The following is a 14,842-nucleotide window of genomic DNA, read 5'->3' as shown; positions in this document are numbered from 1 at the left end:
CAATCTTATTCGGCCGCTTGCGCCATGGGCGGCAAGGCGGGTTTGGCAGTTGGTTCGGAATGCAGGGAAGCGGGCTCGTCGTCGCCGCGCCGTTCGCGCAGCTGTTCGATGACCGCATAGAAGACCGGCACGAACACCAGCGACAGGATGGTCGCTGCCACCATGCCGCCGAAGACGGTCGTGCCGATCGATTGACGGCTGGCGGCACCGGCGCCGGTCGCGAACATCAGCGGCAGCACGCCCAGGATGAAGGCGAAGGCCGTCATCAGGATCGGCCGCAGCCTCAGCCGTGCCGCTTCCATCGCCGCTTCGACGATGCTGAGGCCTTCTTCGCGCCGTCGCCGGGCGAACTCGACGATCAGGATGGCGTTCTTGGCCGCCAGGCCGATCAGCATGACGAAGCCGATCTGCGAGTAGACGTCGATCTGCATGCCGCGCACCCACAGCACCACGAATGCGCCGAACAGGGCGAGCGGCACTGCCAGCAGCACCATGAACGGCATCGCCCAGCTCTCATATTGCGCCGCCAGGATCAGGAAGACGAAGACGATGGCGAGGCCGAAGACGACCGACGCGATCGATCCCGCCTTGAGCTCCTGGAAAGTGATGCCGGTCCATTCGAAGCCGAAATCCCTTGGCAGAGCCGTTGCGGCGGCCCGTTCCATGGCGGCGACCGCCTGGCCGGACGAATAGCCGGGCGCAGCGCCGCCATTGATCGAGGCCGAGGCGTTGTTGTTGTAGTGCGGCACCGTTTCCGGGCCGACGAACGGCACCAGCTTGCCCAGCGTGCTGAGCGGCACCATGCCGCCGGAGGCATTGCGCACATAGAGCCGCGAAATGTCGGCCGCACCCGCGCGTGCATCCTTATCGGCCTGGATGGTCACCCGGAAGGTGCGGCCGAACAGGTTGAAGTCGTTGACGTAGAGCGAGCCGAGATAGATCTGCAGCGTGTTGAAGACGTCAGGCAGGTTGAGCCCAAGCAGCTTCGCCTTGGCGCGATCGAGGTCGTAGTTGAACTGCGGCGTCGAGGTCGAGAATGGCGAGAACAGCTGCTGCGGGTTGATTTCCGGCTGCTTGCGCGCCTCGGCGATCACGGCTTGCGTCGCGTCGTTGAGTGCGGTGCTGCCACGGCCGGTGAGGTCCTCGACGACGAATTCGAAGCCGCCGGTGGTGCCGATGCCCGGGATCGATGGCGGATCGAAGGAGAGCGCAAACGCCTCCGGGATCTGCATCAGCTTGCCGCGTACGTCGGCGACGAGCTTGGAGGCGCTCTGGTCGGGACCACGCTCCTCCCACGGCTTCAGGATGGCGAATTCGACCGCGGAATTCGACTGCGCCGCGCTGGTCAGGAAGTTCAGGCCGCTGATCGAGCCGACGATGTCGACGCCGGGCGTCGCCTGCAGGATGTCGCGCGCCTTTTGCGCCACCGCGTCCGTGCGCTCCAGCGAAGCGCCATCGGGCAGTTGGATGACGACGAAGAAATAGCCCTGGTCCTCGACCGGAAGGAAGGTCGAGGGAAGCTTCGCCCAGACGAAATAGGTGGCGACCAGCCCGGCCGCGAACAAGCCGAGCATGATCCAGCGCAAGCGGATGAGGACGCGCACGCCATTGGCATAGGCATGAGACAGCCTGTCGAAGCCCGAATTGAACCAGCGGAACAGCACGAACTGTTCGCCATGGCGATGACGCAGGAAGGCGGCGCTCAGCGCCGGGCTCAGCGTCAGCGAATTGAAGGCGGAAATGCCGACCGAGATCGCCACCGTCAGCGCGAACTGGTTGTAGAGCCGCCCCGAAACGCCGGGGATGAAGGCGACCGGCACGAAGACGGCCATCAGCACGGCTGTGGTGGCGATGATCGGACCGGTGACCTCGGCCATGGCGGCCTTCGTCGCCGCCAGCGGTTTCAGCCCGGCCTCGAGCTGTCGTTCGACATTCTCGACCACCACGATGGCATCGTCGACGACGAGGCCGATCGCCAGCACCATGCCGAGCAGGGAGAGCATGTTGAGCGAGAAGCCCATCATCTCCATGACGACGAGCGTCGCTACCAGCGACACCGGAATGGCAATCGTCGGGATGATTGTGGTGCGCCAGCTTTGCAGGAAGATGAACACCACGGCGACGACGAGAACCAGAGCCTCGCCAAGCGTGATCAGCACGTCATGCATGGAGGCCGAGACGAAGCGCGTCGTGTCGTAGTGCATGGCATAGCTGACGCCCTTGGGAAAGCGGGCGGACAGCTCCTGCATCTTGTCCTTTACGCGCTGCTGCAGATCGAGCGCGTTGGAACCGGGCATCTGGTAGACGGCGAGCACCACGGTCGGGTCCTTGCCGAAGAAGGCCGACGACGAATATTGCAGGGCGCCGAGCTCGATGCGGGCGACGTCGCGCAGCCGCACCAGCGAGCCGCTGGTGGTGTTGGCGCGCACCACGATGTCGCCGAACTCCTTGGGATCGCTCAACCGGCCGACGGCATTGACCTGCATCTCGAAAGCCGTGCCGGCAGGCGCCGGAGACTGGCCGATCTTGCCGGCGGCCACCTGGACGTTCTGCTCGGCAATGGCGTTCTGGACGTCAACGGCGGTGATGCCGAGATTGGCGAGCTTGTCCGGATCGAGCCAGACGCGCATCGAATAGCGCCGCTCGCCGAAGATCTGCACGTCGCCGACACCGGGCAGCCGCTTCAGCGGGTCCACCACTTGCAGATAGGCAAGGTTCGACAGCGCCACCGGATCGACGGAGCCGTCGGGGGAGGTGAGATTGACGATGAGGACAAAGTTCGGATTCTGCTTCTTGATCGTCACGCCGCCCTGGTTGACGATCGCCGGCAGCGACGAGGCAGCCTGCGAGACCCGGTTCTGGACGTCGACGGCGGCGGTGCTCAGGGAATAGCCGACATCGAAGGTGATGGTGATCGTCGAGGAGCCGTCGTTGGAGCTGGTCGACGACATGTAGGTCATGCCTTGCACGCCGTTGATCTGCTGCTCCAGCGGCGTCGTCACCGTGTCGGCGACCACCTGCGCGCTGGCCCCCGGATAGTGGGCGCTGACCACGACCTGCGGCGGTGTGATGTCGGGAAACTGCGAGACGGGCAGCAGGAAATAACAAATCGTCCCGGCGAGCACCATAATGATGGCGATCGCCGAGGCGAAGATCGGGCGGTGAATGAAGAAGTTTACCACGACACGCACGCCTCTCCGGCTGCTCTTGCCCTGCCGAACGCAGTGGCAACCCTGGACAGCCTCTGGCCGCGCCCGAACTCTTCCGACGAACGGAGCAACGGCACATCGCCGCGCTGCGTGCCCGCAAGCCTGCGCAGCATTGTTTCGAAAGCGCGCGGATCGACCCCGTCGGCTTTCATGACCAGCCGGATCATCGGATCCCGGACGGCTTCATCTATGGTAAGATCGCGGCGCTGTGGCATTGGCCGGCTCCTTGTCTGTCGATTCGCAGCCCATGCTCGCGAACCGTTTTTCATCTCTTCACCGGCCGGAGCCGCATGAAATGCAATTTTTCGCCCGCCCCGATCTGGCCGGACCAGATCACGGTCTTGTTATTGACGGCGGGCGCCATAGGTGTTACCAGTAAGTAACATGCTGGAAGTTACAGACCGGTAACACCCTAGTCAAGAGGTGGCCGAGGGATTTTTGGAAACGAAAGGAGATCAATGATGACAGACGGCGTCGTGGAGCGCCCTCGTCCCCGGGATCGGATCCTGGAGACGGCGCGCGACATGTTCCACAAGCACGGCATCAAGGGCGTCGGCGTCGACGCCATCACCGAGGCTGCCGGCACGAACAAGATGACGCTCTACCGTCATTTCGAATCCAAGGACGATCTGATCATCGAATGCCTGCGCGCCACCGCATCAAAGGCTGGCGCGATGTGGGACGCATTCGAAGCCGAGCATCCGGGCGACAAGCTCGCGCAACTGCATGCCTGGGTTCGCAAGGCGGCCGAGATGCTTACGGCCGATTGCCGGGGCTGCGACATGGCCAACGCCGCGGTTGAGCTGACTGAACCCGACCATCCGGCCAGGCGCGTGATCAAGGAGCTCAAGGAAGCCCAGCGTGAGCGCCTGGTGGCGCTGTGCCGGGGCGCCGGTATCGGCCAGGCCGAACTTCTGGCCGATACGCTTTCGCTGCTGTGCGAGGGCGCGCGCGTGAGCGTGCAGACCGTTGGAACCGAAGGCCCTAGCGCGCAATTGGTGCGCATGGCGGAAGGGTTGATCCAGTCGTTCAGGGGCGGAGCCGCCGCGGGCTGATCCATCGGCAAGGCTCATTGGCGCCGGACAGCGCGTACGCTTCCGGTTTGCCATACCTTTTGATCCTGCGAGAATTCCCTGCCGTTCCCGGAAATGTCCGGCAATAAAAAAGCCCGCTGCCGGGAGGAGGTGGCAGCGGGCTCGATTTCGAATGTGGTGCGGGAGGAGGTGCACCCCACTCAGCGCCGGCATCGCATCTGGGAGGAGTAGATGGCCGACAACCAGAAGCTATGAGTTGCCCAATGATTCGGCAATCATGAATCGTGCATAGCAGCTGTGCAGATTCGCCGTATCGCTCGCGAACACCGTGACCGGAAGACCTCGCGGCCCGCGTCACTGCACCGGGACATTTTCCCGGAAGATCAGCCGCGGCTCGATGAACTTCCGCGTCAGGTAGGGCGCCGATGATGCGATCGAGCCAAGCAGGCGGATGACCGATTGCTCGGCGATCAGCCTGGCATTCTGGTCGATGACGACGTCGGCGAGATCGTCGACGAGATAGCCGCGCGTTTCCCTCGTCAGGTCGTGACAGATGAATACCGGCTTGCGGTTGGGCCTGGCCTCCCGGATGGCTTTGGCGACGCCGGAGCGTCCAGCTCCAATGCAATAGATGCCGAGCAGTTCCGGCTCGTTGCGCAGCGCCTTCATGGTTTCGGCATAGCTGGCATCGGGCTCGTCGTTGATCTCGACGGCGCTGCTGACGCTGAGGTTGGGGAACTCCTCGCCGAGCACGGAGCGGAAACCCATCTCGCGTTCCTCATGGCCGCGATAGGAGCGCGAGCCGACCACCATCGCCAACTGGCCCTCGCGGTCGCCGAGAAAGCGCCCCATCAGGAGTGCGGCGGTCCGTCCGGCCACCCGGTTGTCGATGCCGACATAGGCCGAGCGGGGTGCCGCCGGAATATCGGACACCAGCGTCACCAGGCGGATGCCGGCCTCGACGATGTCGCGCAGGATGTTGCGCGTCCTGGGATGATCGACGGCGATGACGCCGACGCCGTTGGCTTTCAGCGACAGGTTTTCGACCGCGGTCTGCAAGGCGTTCGGCGAGATTCCGGCGAGGTTATGGATCCGGCAGGAGGCAACGAGCGGCAGGCGCGAGGCATAGTCCTCGATATGCCTGGCCAGATCCTGCATGAAGGCGTTGCTGCCGATCGGCAGGAAGAATTCGAGATTGGCCGGCCGGGACGGGAGCGTTACCTGGTCGGCGACCGGCAGATAGCCGAGCTGCTTGGCGGCCTCCATGACGCGCTGCCGGTTGGCCGCGCTGACCCCCTTGCGGTTATTGAGCACCCTGTCGACTGTCGCGGTCGACAGTTCGCAGCTCCTGGCGATGTCGGAGACGGTGGCTTTCATGCCGCAACCTATGCGCCGATGCGATGGCACGCCAGGCGGGCGATGCGGCCTGAGCGCTCCCATCGTCCGGATGCCCACTCTGCTGCTTCGCCAGGACGGTTTGCGTTCATCCTCAATGCGCCGGCTTGCCATCGGCGATGGCGTCGCGGATCTCCTTGTCCGACATGCCGGTGATGATGCGTTCGACCTCCGCCACGCTGGTCGTCTTGGGGTCGATGTCCCCGGCCACCACCTTGCCGCGCCGCATGACGACGATGCGGTCCACTACCTGGAAGACATGGTGGATGTTGTGCGCGATGAAGATGCAGGAATGCCCGGAATCGCGCGCGCTGCGCACGAAGCTCAGCACGCCCTGGGTTTCGGCGACGCCGAGATTGTTGGTCGGTTCGTCGAGGATGATGAGGTCGCTGTCGAAATGCATGGCGCGCGCGATCGCCACCGCCTGGCGCTCGCCGCCGGAGAGCGAGCCGATCGGCGTGGTCGGCGGGATGTTCTTGGAAATGCCGACCTGCTTGAGCAGGTTGCGCGCGACCGTGTTCATCGCCTCCTGATCCATGCGGTTGAGGAAGCGCGGCGGCTTGATCGGCTCACGTCCGAGGAACAAATTGCGGGCGATCGACAGTTGCGTGACCAGCGCCGAGTCCTGGTAGATGGTCTCTATGCCGTTGGCGATGGCGTCGCTGGTGCTGCGCAGGTTCACCTTCTTGCCGCGGATGAAGATGTCGCCGCTGGTCAGCGGCACCGCGCCCGACAGCACCTTAATCAGCGTCGACTTGCCGGCGCCGTTGTCGCCGAGCAGGCCGACGATCTCGCGCTCGTTGACGTGGAAATTGGCGTCCACCAGCGCCTGCACGCGCCCGTAGGACTTGCGGATGTTCTGCATGCGGATCAGTGGCTCGGCCATGGTTCACGTCCCTGCCTGATGCCGGCGTTCCAGCCATGAATGAAGCGCCATCATGCCAAGGATGATCGCGCCGATGAAGATGTTGTAGGCAAGGCCCGGCACGCCGATCAGCACGATGCCGTTGCGCATGACGCGCAGGATCAGGATGCCGAGCACGGTGCCGATGATCGTGCCGCGCCCGCCCGTCAGCGCCGTGCCGCCGATCACCACCATGGCGATGACCTCGAGCTCGTAGCCGGTGCCGCTATTGGGGTTGGCGGCCGAGGTGCGCAGCGAGGATATGACGCCGGCAAGCGAGGCCATGACCGAGGACAGCACGAACAGGCCGATCTTGACGCCGTTGACGTTGACGCCGCGCGCCCTTGCAGCGTTCGGGTTGCCGCCGGCCGCCTGGATCCAGTTGCCGGTGCGGCTTTGCGTCAGCACGTAGCCCAGCGCGATGGCCGCGGCGATGAACCAGAAGAGCGACATGTAGATGCGGAACGGGCCGATGAAGAAATCGCCGACCAGCGCCTCCGCAAGCCAACTGCCCTCGGCGCTCCAGGTGCGCTGCGGAAAACCGTCGGTGACGAACAGCGCGGTGCCCCGCACCACCAGCAGCATGCCGAGCGTGACCAGGAAGGACGGGATCTTGAGCTGCGTGACGAACCAGCCATTGACCAGCCCGATAAAGGCGGCGACCAGCAGCGCGAGGACGAAGCCGATCTCCAGCGAGGTGAGGCCGCTGTTGAACAGCGTCCACATCAGCACCGGCGAGAAGCCGAACAGCGAGCCGACGGAAAGGTCGAATTCGCCCGACGTCATCAGCAACGTCATGGCCAGCGCGATCAGTCCGAGCTCGACGGTGAAAGCCAGCGTGTTGGAAATGTTCTGCGGTGATAGGAAGTCGTGGTTGAAGCCCCAGAAGACGGCGATCTCGACGACGAGCAGCACGAAGGGGCCGAATTCCGGCCGCGCGATCAGACCTTGGACAAGCGAACGATTTTCCACGTGTAACCCGCGACTGGTTGGAATGGGCCGGACTGTCGGGCCGCGTCGAACGGCTCGATACCGGCAAAAGGGCAGGGCGCCGCACGCCGGTGACGTGCGGCGCTGGAGATCAGGGACTATTTGCCGGACAGGATCTTGTCGTAGACCCCGGCGGTGTCTTTCTCATAGAGCGCGCCGGTGATGACGTTGAAGCCCGGGGGAATGCCGCTCGCGGCCATGTTGGCGAGCGACAGCGCGACATAGCTGGTCGCCTGCGGGTCCTGCCACTGGCCGGCATTGACATAGCCGTTCAGCACTTCCTGCGTGGTGTCGAGCGAGTTGCCCCAGCCCACGACCGGAATTTCGCCCGGCTTGACGCCGACCTGGTCGAACACGCGTTTGATCGAGCCGGTGACGAGGTCGCCAAGGCCGATGATCGCCTTCACCTTGGCCTTGTTGGCGGTGAGATAGTCGACCATGCGATTGATCACTTCCGCCTGGTCGAGCGTCGCCTCGGTCACCTCATAGGTGATGCCCAGCGGCTCGAACACGCTCTTGATGCCTTCCTCCTCCTGGACGCCGTAGGTGGCGCCGGGAATCTCGACCGGCATCCAGACGAAGTCGCCCTTCTTCACCAGGCCCTTGTCGACCAGATACTGCGCCCAGTGCTTGCCGAAGGTTACGTTGTCACCGCCGACATAGGCGTTGAAATTGGCCTTGGGATCGGGCGTGTTGAAGTTGATGATCGGGATGTTGGCCGCGCGGGCTTCCTTTACGATCTCGACAAGGCTGCCCGGATCGGGGCTGGTGGTGGTGATGCCGTCGGCCTTGGCCGAGATCGCGGCCCGCACCGCCTCCTGCTGGGAGGCGACGTCGCCATTGTGGAACGAGGTGTTGACGGTGTTGCCGGTGTCCTTGGCCCATTGCTTGGCGCCGGCAAGGAAGTAGGTCCAGACCGGATCGGCCGGGCCGCCATGTGAAATCCAGTAGAACGTCTTGGCCTGCGCCGCCGCCGGAATGACCGCCAGCGCGACCAGCAGGCCGTATAGAACCACTCTTAGCCGTGTCAGCATTTGATTTCCTCCCGTTTGAAATTGATCAGTTTGAAACCGCCCTTTGATCGGGCAAGATCGCGTCCTCCTCGCCAACGCCGTGTTGGATGATCAGAGCATCCTCTTTTTCGACAAATGGCAAGCCTCCGCCTGTCAGTCGTAGTCGGCGCCTGACGGGGCGCCATCAGGAGACCCATCAGATTGCATCAGTTCGAATGATTTTTCGCGGCAGGCGATACCGGCCCCGAGGGTCGCCGAAGCGATGGTTGACCGCCTCCGGCAACGCGAGGAGCTAGAGGAGGCCGGCCCTGGCAAGATCGCGCATCAGATGGCTGGCGCCGTAGGTCCAGTGCGGGCAGTCCGGCGACAACCGCACCCGGTTGACCAGTGCGCCGAATTTCTCCGACGAGATGGTGACGATGTCGCCGACCTTGTGGGTAAACCCCTTGCCCTTCTCGCCGCGATCCTTCGACGGCACGAACATGGTGCCGAGATAGAGCGCCAGGCCGTCGGGGTATTGGTGATGCGGGCCCATGGCGGCCGCGACGAGCTCTTCGGGAGAGCGGCTGATCTCTGCCATCGAGCTTGCGCCCTCAAGCTCGAACCCATCCTCACCCTCGACCTTGAGGCGCACGACCGCATTCTTCACGTCGTCGATGGAGAACGTGCCGTCGAACAGGCGGATGAAGGGGCCGAGCGAGGCGGAGGCGTTGTTGTCCTTGGCCTTGCCGAGCAGCAGCGCGGAGCGCCCTTCGACATCGCGCAGATTGACGTCGTTGCCGATGGTGGCGCCGACGATCCTGCCGCTGCTGGCGGCAATCATGGCGATCTCCGGCTCCGGATTGTTCCAGGTCGAGACGGGATGCAGGCCGACATCGGCGCCGAAACCGACCGAGGCCATCGGCTGGCATTTGGTGAAGATCTCGGCATCCGGACCGATGCCCACTTCCAGATATTGCGACCAGGCGCCGCGCGAGATCAGCTTGGCCTTGATCTCCATCGCTTCGGGAGACCCCGGCTTGAGCTTGGACAGATCGTGGCCGATCAGCCCGGCAATGTCGGCGCGGATGGCATCGGCCCGTTCCGCCGAACCGCGCGCCTGTTCCTCGATGACGCGTTCCAACAGGCTGACGACGAAGGTGACGCCCGAGGCCTTGATTGCCTGCAGGTCGACCGGGGAGATGAGATAGGGCTTTGCCGGATCACGCGCGGCCTCGAAACTGTTGGCCGCGATATCGTCGAGCGAGCCGATCGGCTTGCCCCTGGCCGAGCGCACATAACCGGCCGGATCGGCCATCTCGCAGATATCACGCACGGTCGGCGCCGTGCTCGAGGTGATGTCGAAGACGGTGCCATCACGCACCGTGACCACCAGGGGATGCGAGGCATCGCTGCTTCTGGCGCGCCCGACAAAAAGGCCTTCGGCGGGCAGATGCATCGGGTTCGTCATGCGTGCGGTCCTCTGATCATCGAAATGCGGCTTGCCGGTTCGGCGCGGCACTTTCACCGGATTCCTGTCAAAGGTCTATCCCGTTTATGGTGATCCAGGCGCCATGTCTGCCGGCGTTGTCTGCGATTGGCGTACCGCAAGGAACCACTCCTTCAGGGGTTGGATGCATGCGGCGGTGCGGGAGCCCCAATGCCTGCGTCATTTTTGGGCTTGAGTTTGTTCTTGTTTTGTTCTAATATGGTCAACCTGAGTCAATTGGCGGACGAGATCAGTATGAGTGGGCAACCCGCATTCGGAACCGCGAAGAACGGCCAGGCCTTTTTCCGATGGGAGCAGGCGGGGAAGCATCTCCACCGGCTGTTCTTTGCCATCCTCGTCGGCAGCGCGATTGCTGGTCGTCTCGCGCGAAAGGCCCTTGCTTTGAACCGTGAGTTCGGATTGCAAGGCTGGCTGGTTCCGGAAAATCACATCCACATCTCGCTGGTCGGCCTCGGCGACCATGAGGAGTATCCGCAAGAACTGGTAGAGACCGCCTGTCATATCGGATCGATGATCGTTGCGAAGCCCTTCGAGGTCTCGTTCGATCGCCTGTCGGCTTTTGGCGGTGGCGCGCTGGTCCTGCGCGGCAGCGATGGCAATCCGTCGCTGCAAAAGTTCTGGCGTGATCTGACGGCGGTGATCTCGGACAGTCCGTTGAAACCCTTTCTCACCAGGTCCATGGAACCGCATGTTACGTTGCTTCGTGACGAAGTGGGCGTTCCCAGGATACGCGAGCGGTCGATCGATCCGGTCGGCTGGACGGTTCGGGATTTTGTGCTGATCCACAGTCTCATCGGGAAGAGCGCCTACAAGCAGCCCGGACGTTGGCGGCTGACCGGCCAGGACGATGCACTACCCGCCATGTGAGAGCCTGGAACCGTCCCCACATGCGTCGCGCGGTCCATCCTCCTGACAGGACATGTCAGCTATCAAGCGGAACGATGATGGCAGGCCGACGAGCTTTCCCTATTTGCAAGACGTCTGAACAGGAGGAACACATGACCAACGCGGAAATTGCGAAGGATTTCACGGCGCTTCTCAAGCGCGGTGACTACGAAAGCGCTGCCGAGAAATATAACGCCGACGACATCGTCAGCTATGAAGCGATGGAGGGGCCAATGGCCGTCTGCCGTGGCAAGGATTCTGTCAAGCAGAAGGGCCAGTGGTGGCAGGAAAACAACGAGGTCCATGGCGGCTCCGTCGAGGGCCCTTACGTCAACGGCGACCAGTTCGCCGTGCGCTTCACATTCGACATAACGCCCAAGGCCACAGGCCAGCGTGTCACCATGGACGAGGTTGGCCTGTACACGATGAAGAACGGCAAGATTGCCGAAGAGCGCTTCTATTATTGAGCCGGGTTTTCCGGCTGTCGGCACGTTTCGCCGCATCCAAAGCGGCCAGGATCATGTCCTGGCCGCTATCCCCTATGCACGTCGTTCACGGATCGGCGACCGCCATTGAAGAAACTCACCCCTCGATGATTCCGCCGGCCGCTGGCAAAGCGCGCGGGGGCTGCTTAACCTGCCGCCAGATTCGAAGTCCGAAAGGCGCGTGTTTTGACGATAACCATGTACGGCATCACCACTTGCGACACGATCAGGAAGGCCCGCGTCTGGCTGGAGGGCCATGCAGTGCCATATCGTTTCCACGATTACCGGGCCGAAGGGATCGAGGCGGGCAGGCTGGATGACTGGGCCCGCAAGGTCGGCTGGGAAAAGCTGCTCAACAAGGGCAGCACGACGTTCCGCGAGTTGCCGGACAAGGATAAACAGGACCTGGATGAAAAGAAGGCCAAAGCCCTGATGCTGGCCAAGCCGACGATGATCAAACGGCCTGTGCTGGAGGTTGGCGACCAGATTTTGGTTGGGTTCAAGCCGGATGTTTACGAGGCGGCGGTGGGCGGGAAGTAGAACAACACTCCGTACCCGGCGTTCCTTCGCGCCCCCTCTGTCCGGCCGGACATCTCCCCACGAGGGGGGGATTGGCTGCAACGGCGGCTTTCGCAAATCGCCAATGTGGAAGCGGGGCGCGGCAACTGCCGATCTCCCCCCAAGTGGGGGAGATGTCCGGCAGGACAGAGGGGGGCGCTGCCCCGCCGGCGTCTCAAGGCTAACGCGCTCCCACCAGCTGGAAGTGTGGTCGCTCAATCCGCGCGCAAATACCCCATCAGCGCGACCGCATTGTTGTGCGCCTCGTCATGCGCGCCGTAGAGCAGCGTCACCTTGCCGTCGCGGAGCAGGGCGCGCAATTGCGCCACCGCCTCGCCATTGCCGTCCAGTTCGGCACGATACCGCTTCTGAAACTCTGCCCAGCGTTCAGGCTTGTGCCCGAACCACTTGCGAAGCTCGTCGCTCGGCGCGATCTCTTTCAGCCATAGCGCCAGCGCGGCCTCCTTCTTGGCGACGCCGCGCGGCCAGATGCGGTCGACCAGAACCCGCTGGCCATCGGCCTTTTCGGGTGCCTCATAGATGCGCTTCACCGCGATCTCGAAGGCCATCGGCTCTCCTTCGTGCGCTCCCGTCAGGCCCACTCGCCCTTGCGCATGACCGGCACGCGGCTGCCATCCTTGCCGACGCCGTCGATGTCGATCTTGTCCGAGCCGATCATCCAGTCGATATGGATGAAGCTCTTGTTGCCGCCGCGCTCCGCGATCTCGGCCTGGCTGAGCGAGGCGCCGTCGACGAAGCACTTCGAATAGCACTGGCCGAGCGCGATGTGGCAGGCGGCGTTTTCGTCGAACAGCGTGTTGAAGAACAACAGGCCGCTCGCCGAGATCGGCGAGGAATGCGGCACCAGCGCCACTTCGCCAAGCCGGCGTGCGCCCTCGTCGGTATCGAGCACTTTCTTCAGCACGTCCTCGCCCTTCGAAGCCTTCGCCTCGACGATCCTGCCGCCCTCGAAACGCACCGAGATCTCGTCGATCAGCGTGCCCTGGTAGGAGAGCGGCTTGGTCGACGAAACATGGCCTTCCACCCGCCGCGCATGCGGCGTGGTGAAGACCTCCTCAGTCGGGATGTTGGGATTGCAGGTGACGCCGTTCTTGGCGGTGGAGGCGCCGCCCATCCATTCATGGCCGTCGGCCAGCCCGACCGTCAGGTCAGTGCCCGGCCCGGTGAAATGAAGCGCATGGAAATTATGGCCGTTGAGCCATTCGGTGCGGCTGCGAAGGGCCGCATTGTGGGCCTTCCAGTTGCCGATCGGGTCTTCCACGTCCACGCGCGAGGCGGCGAAGATGGCGTCGGCGAGCTTGGCCACTGCAACGTCGTCGGCGTCATCGGGGAAGACCTGCTTGGCCCAGGCGAGATCCGGATAGGCGACGATGTTCCAGTTGATGTCGAAGCCGGTGATCTTTTCCAGCGCCGGCTGGTAGGCCATCGAATTGGCCTTGTTGGCGCGCGCCACTTTCGCCGGGTCCTGCGCCGACAGGAGCGAGGGATCCTCGCCGCGCACGGCAAGTCGCGCCGCATTGTTGGAGAAGGCTTTGGCCATGCCTTCGTACAGCCATCCGGCGGCCCGGTCGAAGCCGGCGTCCGCGCCATAGCGAAAACGCGCCAGTGTGATCTCGTCATCGTTGAAGATCGGCGTCACCAGCCCCGCGCCGGCCTTGTAGGCATGCTCGACGATGCGCCTGGTCAGCGGCAGCGCGGCGATGGACGAGGTCAGCACCAGGTCCTGCCCGGGCTGCAATTGCAGCCCCACCTTGATGGCGACTTCCGCCAGCCTGTCGAGCTTCACCGGGTCGATCGTTGCGGAAACGCCGCGCGAATGTGTGGTCATGATCCTGCCTGCCGTAGTTTGATGTCGGACTCTACATAGACCGGCGTCACCGTGCTTTCCACCGTGATCGCGTCGCTCGTGCCCGTCTTCGCGGAGCCGAACCGCGCCATCGTCGCCTCGATCTCTTCCCTGATCCAGAGCTTGAAATCCTGGACCTTGCGGCTTTCGGCCTTGGCGGCGGAGGTCACCAGCCAATAGCCAAGCCCGCTCTGGGCGCGTATCCCGAATGGCGCCACGAGCCGCCCGTCGGCCAGCGCATCGGCGGCGAGGAGCTGCCAGCCCAGCATGACGCCGTGGCCGGCAATCGCCGATTCCAGGCAAAGCATCGGATCGGTGAAGCGCGCGCCCTTCAGGAAGGTGACGGGTTCGACACCGGCCGCGGCGAACCAGCTTTGCCAGCTGATCATCGCCCGTTCGTCGGTGATCGCGCAGGTCTGGGCAAGGTCTTCGATCGATTTCAGTTTCTTCGCGATCGAGGGCGCGCAGACCGGGAACACCTCTTGTGCCAAAAGCAACTCCGCCTTGCCGCCCGGCCATTTGCCGTCGCCAAGCCGGATGGCGATATCGATATCGGAATGGTCGAGGTCGGCCAGCCGCACAGAGGCGTCGATGCGCAACAGCACATTGGGATGCCGGGTGAAGTGATGCGACAGCCGCGGCAGCAGCCATTTCGAGGCGAATGCCGGCGCCACTGAAACCACCAGCGTGCATTGGCGCGCCTCGTCGGCCAGCGCCACGGCCTGGGTGAGCTCGCGGAAACCCGCGCCGAGGCGCGTCGCGAACATGGCGCCGAATTCCGTCAGGACGAGCCCCTTGGCCGTTCTCTCGAACACCGACTGACCGAGCTGCTGCTCCGCGCGCTTTATCTGCTGGCTGACGGCGCTGGCCGAAACGTTGAGTTCGCCGGCGGCCGCGGCAAGCGAGCCGAGACGGGCGACGGTCTCCACGGCGCGAAGGCCATTGAGGTGGACGCGGTTGAGCATGGCCATTGAGTTTTTCTAAACCAGCGGGGCTGAAATCTCAATTGAAAG

At 63.6% G+C, this 14,842-nt stretch carries 14 protein-coding genes; 4 read left to right on the top strand and 10 right to left on the bottom strand.

Going from position 1 to position 14,842, the window contains the following annotated elements:
• Nucleotides 1–5: 5 nt before the first annotated feature.
• Complete coding sequence (locus FJ964_RS15145; protein ID WP_140551312.1) at nucleotides 6–3,182, bottom strand: multidrug efflux RND transporter permease subunit; 3,177 nt, start codon at nucleotides 3,180–3,182, stop codon at nucleotides 6–8.
• Nucleotides 3,176–3,424 carry a hypothetical protein gene (locus FJ964_RS15140; RefSeq protein WP_140551111.1) on the bottom strand — a complete coding sequence of 83 codons (249 nt, stop codon included), beginning with the start codon at nucleotides 3,422–3,424 and terminating at the stop codon, nucleotides 3,176–3,178. The genes FJ964_RS15145 and FJ964_RS15140 overlap by 7 nt, the downstream gene beginning before the upstream one ends.
• Nucleotides 3,425–3,670: 246 nt before the next feature.
• On the opposite strand from FJ964_RS15140, the gene FJ964_RS15135 reads away from it, so the two are divergent.
• Nucleotides 3,671–4,264: a TetR/AcrR family transcriptional regulator gene (locus tag FJ964_RS15135; RefSeq protein ID WP_140497923.1), complete on the top strand. Its 594-nt coding sequence runs from the start codon at nucleotides 3,671–3,673 to the stop codon at nucleotides 4,262–4,264.
• A 333-nt stretch (nucleotides 4,265–4,597) separates the two neighbouring features.
• Here the strand turns inward: FJ964_RS15135 and FJ964_RS15125 are convergent, their stop codons facing one another.
• From FJ964_RS15125 to FJ964_RS15105, 5 genes are all read right to left on the bottom strand, one after another.
• The gene (locus FJ964_RS15125; RefSeq protein WP_140551110.1) at nucleotides 4,598–5,620 is read right to left on the bottom strand and encodes a LacI family DNA-binding transcriptional regulator; all 1,023 of its coding nucleotides are present in this window, start codon (nucleotides 5,618–5,620) and stop codon (nucleotides 4,598–4,600) included.
• Between the two features lie 112 nt (nucleotides 5,621–5,732).
• Entirely contained in the window at nucleotides 5,733–6,524 is a 792-nt protein-coding gene (locus tag FJ964_RS15120; RefSeq protein WP_140551109.1) for an ATP-binding cassette domain-containing protein, read from the bottom strand.
• Between the two features lie 3 nt (nucleotides 6,525–6,527).
• The gene (locus FJ964_RS15115; RefSeq protein WP_140551108.1) at nucleotides 6,528–7,514 is read right to left on the bottom strand and encodes an ABC transporter permease; all 987 of its coding nucleotides are present in this window, start codon (nucleotides 7,512–7,514) and stop codon (nucleotides 6,528–6,530) included.
• Between the two features lie 116 nt (nucleotides 7,515–7,630).
• Nucleotides 7,631–8,566, bottom strand: coding sequence for a substrate-binding domain-containing protein (locus FJ964_RS15110; RefSeq protein WP_140551107.1), 936 nt, complete (start codon nucleotides 8,564–8,566; stop codon nucleotides 7,631–7,633).
• A gap of 271 nt (nucleotides 8,567–8,837) precedes the next feature.
• Nucleotides 8,838–9,995, bottom strand: coding sequence for a fumarylacetoacetate hydrolase family protein (locus FJ964_RS15105; protein ID WP_140551106.1), 1,158 nt, complete (start codon nucleotides 9,993–9,995; stop codon nucleotides 8,838–8,840).
• Between the two features lie 189 nt (nucleotides 9,996–10,184).
• Between FJ964_RS15105 and FJ964_RS15100 the strand changes: the two genes are divergently transcribed.
• The 3 genes from FJ964_RS15100 to FJ964_RS15090 all read left to right on the top strand — a co-directional run bounded on the left by FJ964_RS15100 (nucleotide 10,185) and on the right by FJ964_RS15090 (nucleotide 11,944).
• Nucleotides 10,185–10,901, top strand: coding sequence for a 2'-5' RNA ligase family protein (locus tag FJ964_RS15100; protein ID WP_224713283.1), 717 nt, complete (start codon nucleotides 10,185–10,187; stop codon nucleotides 10,899–10,901).
• 131 nt (nucleotides 10,902–11,032) lie between these two features.
• Nucleotides 11,033–11,386 carry a nuclear transport factor 2 family protein gene (locus tag FJ964_RS15095; RefSeq protein WP_140551105.1) on the top strand — a complete coding sequence of 118 codons (354 nt, stop codon included), beginning with the start codon at nucleotides 11,033–11,035 and terminating at the stop codon, nucleotides 11,384–11,386.
• Between the two features lie 216 nt (nucleotides 11,387–11,602).
• A complete protein-coding gene (locus tag FJ964_RS15090; protein ID WP_246676184.1) occupies nucleotides 11,603–11,944 on the top strand; it encodes an arsenate reductase in 342 nt (113 codons plus the stop codon).
• Between the two features lie 233 nt (nucleotides 11,945–12,177).
• Here FJ964_RS15090 and FJ964_RS15085 read toward each other — a convergent pair whose 3' ends face one another.
• The 3 genes from FJ964_RS15085 to FJ964_RS15075 are packed head-to-tail and all read right to left on the bottom strand — an operon-like array spanning nucleotide 12,178 to nucleotide 14,800.
• On the bottom strand, nucleotides 12,178–12,531 hold the full coding sequence (locus tag FJ964_RS15085) for a DUF488 domain-containing protein (protein ID WP_140551103.1): 354 nt from the start codon (nucleotides 12,529–12,531) through the stop codon (nucleotides 12,178–12,180).
• Nucleotides 12,532–12,554: 23 nt separating this feature from the next.
• Entirely contained in the window at nucleotides 12,555–13,811 is a 1,257-nt protein-coding gene (locus FJ964_RS15080) for an aminopeptidase (protein ID WP_140551102.1), read from the bottom strand.
• Entirely contained in the window at nucleotides 13,808–14,800 is a 993-nt protein-coding gene (locus FJ964_RS15075) for a LysR substrate-binding domain-containing protein (protein WP_140551101.1), read from the bottom strand. Before FJ964_RS15075 ends, FJ964_RS15080 begins: the two co-directional genes overlap by 4 nt.
• Nucleotides 14,801–14,842 lie beyond the last annotated feature (42 nt).

The sequence above is a fragment of the Mesorhizobium sp. B2-3-2 genome, assembly GCF_006442295.1.
Taxonomy (GTDB): domain Bacteria; phylum Pseudomonadota; class Alphaproteobacteria; order Rhizobiales; family Rhizobiaceae; genus Mesorhizobium.
Note: the sequence above shows the minus strand (reverse complement) of the source record. Positions and strands in the feature narration are given on the sequence as shown.

Bases quoted from the DNA above. Each gene is read 5' to 3' on its own strand.
- FJ964_RS15140 (WP_140551111.1), bottom strand. From the start codon at position 3,424: ATGCCACAGCGCCGCGATCTTACCATAGATGAAGCCGTCCGGGATCCG.
- FJ964_RS15135 (WP_140497923.1), top strand. From the start codon at position 3,671: ATGACAGACGGCGTCGTGGAGCGCCCTCGTCCCCGGGATCGGATCCTG.
- FJ964_RS15125 (WP_140551110.1), bottom strand. From the start codon at position 5,620: ATGAAAGCCACCGTCTCCGACATCGCCAGGAGCTGCGAACTGTCGACC.
- FJ964_RS15120 (WP_140551109.1), bottom strand. From the start codon at position 6,524: ATGGCCGAGCCACTGATCCGCATGCAGAACATCCGCAAGTCCTACGGG.
- FJ964_RS15110 (WP_140551107.1), bottom strand. From the start codon at position 8,566: ATGCTGACACGGCTAAGAGTGGTTCTATACGGCCTGCTGGTCGCGCTG.
- FJ964_RS15105 (WP_140551106.1), bottom strand. From the start codon at position 9,995: ATGACGAACCCGATGCATCTGCCCGCCGAAGGCCTTTTTGTCGGGCGC.
- FJ964_RS15100 (WP_224713283.1), top strand. From the start codon at position 10,185: ATGCCTGCGTCATTTTTGGGCTTGAGTTTGTTCTTGTTTTGTTCTAAT.
- FJ964_RS15095 (WP_140551105.1), top strand. From the start codon at position 11,033: ATGACCAACGCGGAAATTGCGAAGGATTTCACGGCGCTTCTCAAGCGC.
- FJ964_RS15090 (WP_246676184.1), top strand. From the start codon at position 11,603: ATGTACGGCATCACCACTTGCGACACGATCAGGAAGGCCCGCGTCTGG.
- FJ964_RS15085 (WP_140551103.1), bottom strand. From the start codon at position 12,531: ATGGCCTTCGAGATCGCGGTGAAGCGCATCTATGAGGCACCCGAAAAG.
- FJ964_RS15080 (WP_140551102.1), bottom strand. From the start codon at position 13,811: ATGACCACACATTCGCGCGGCGTTTCCGCAACGATCGACCCGGTGAAG.
- FJ964_RS15075 (WP_140551101.1), bottom strand. From the start codon at position 14,800: ATGGCCATGCTCAACCGCGTCCACCTCAATGGCCTTCGCGCCGTGGAG.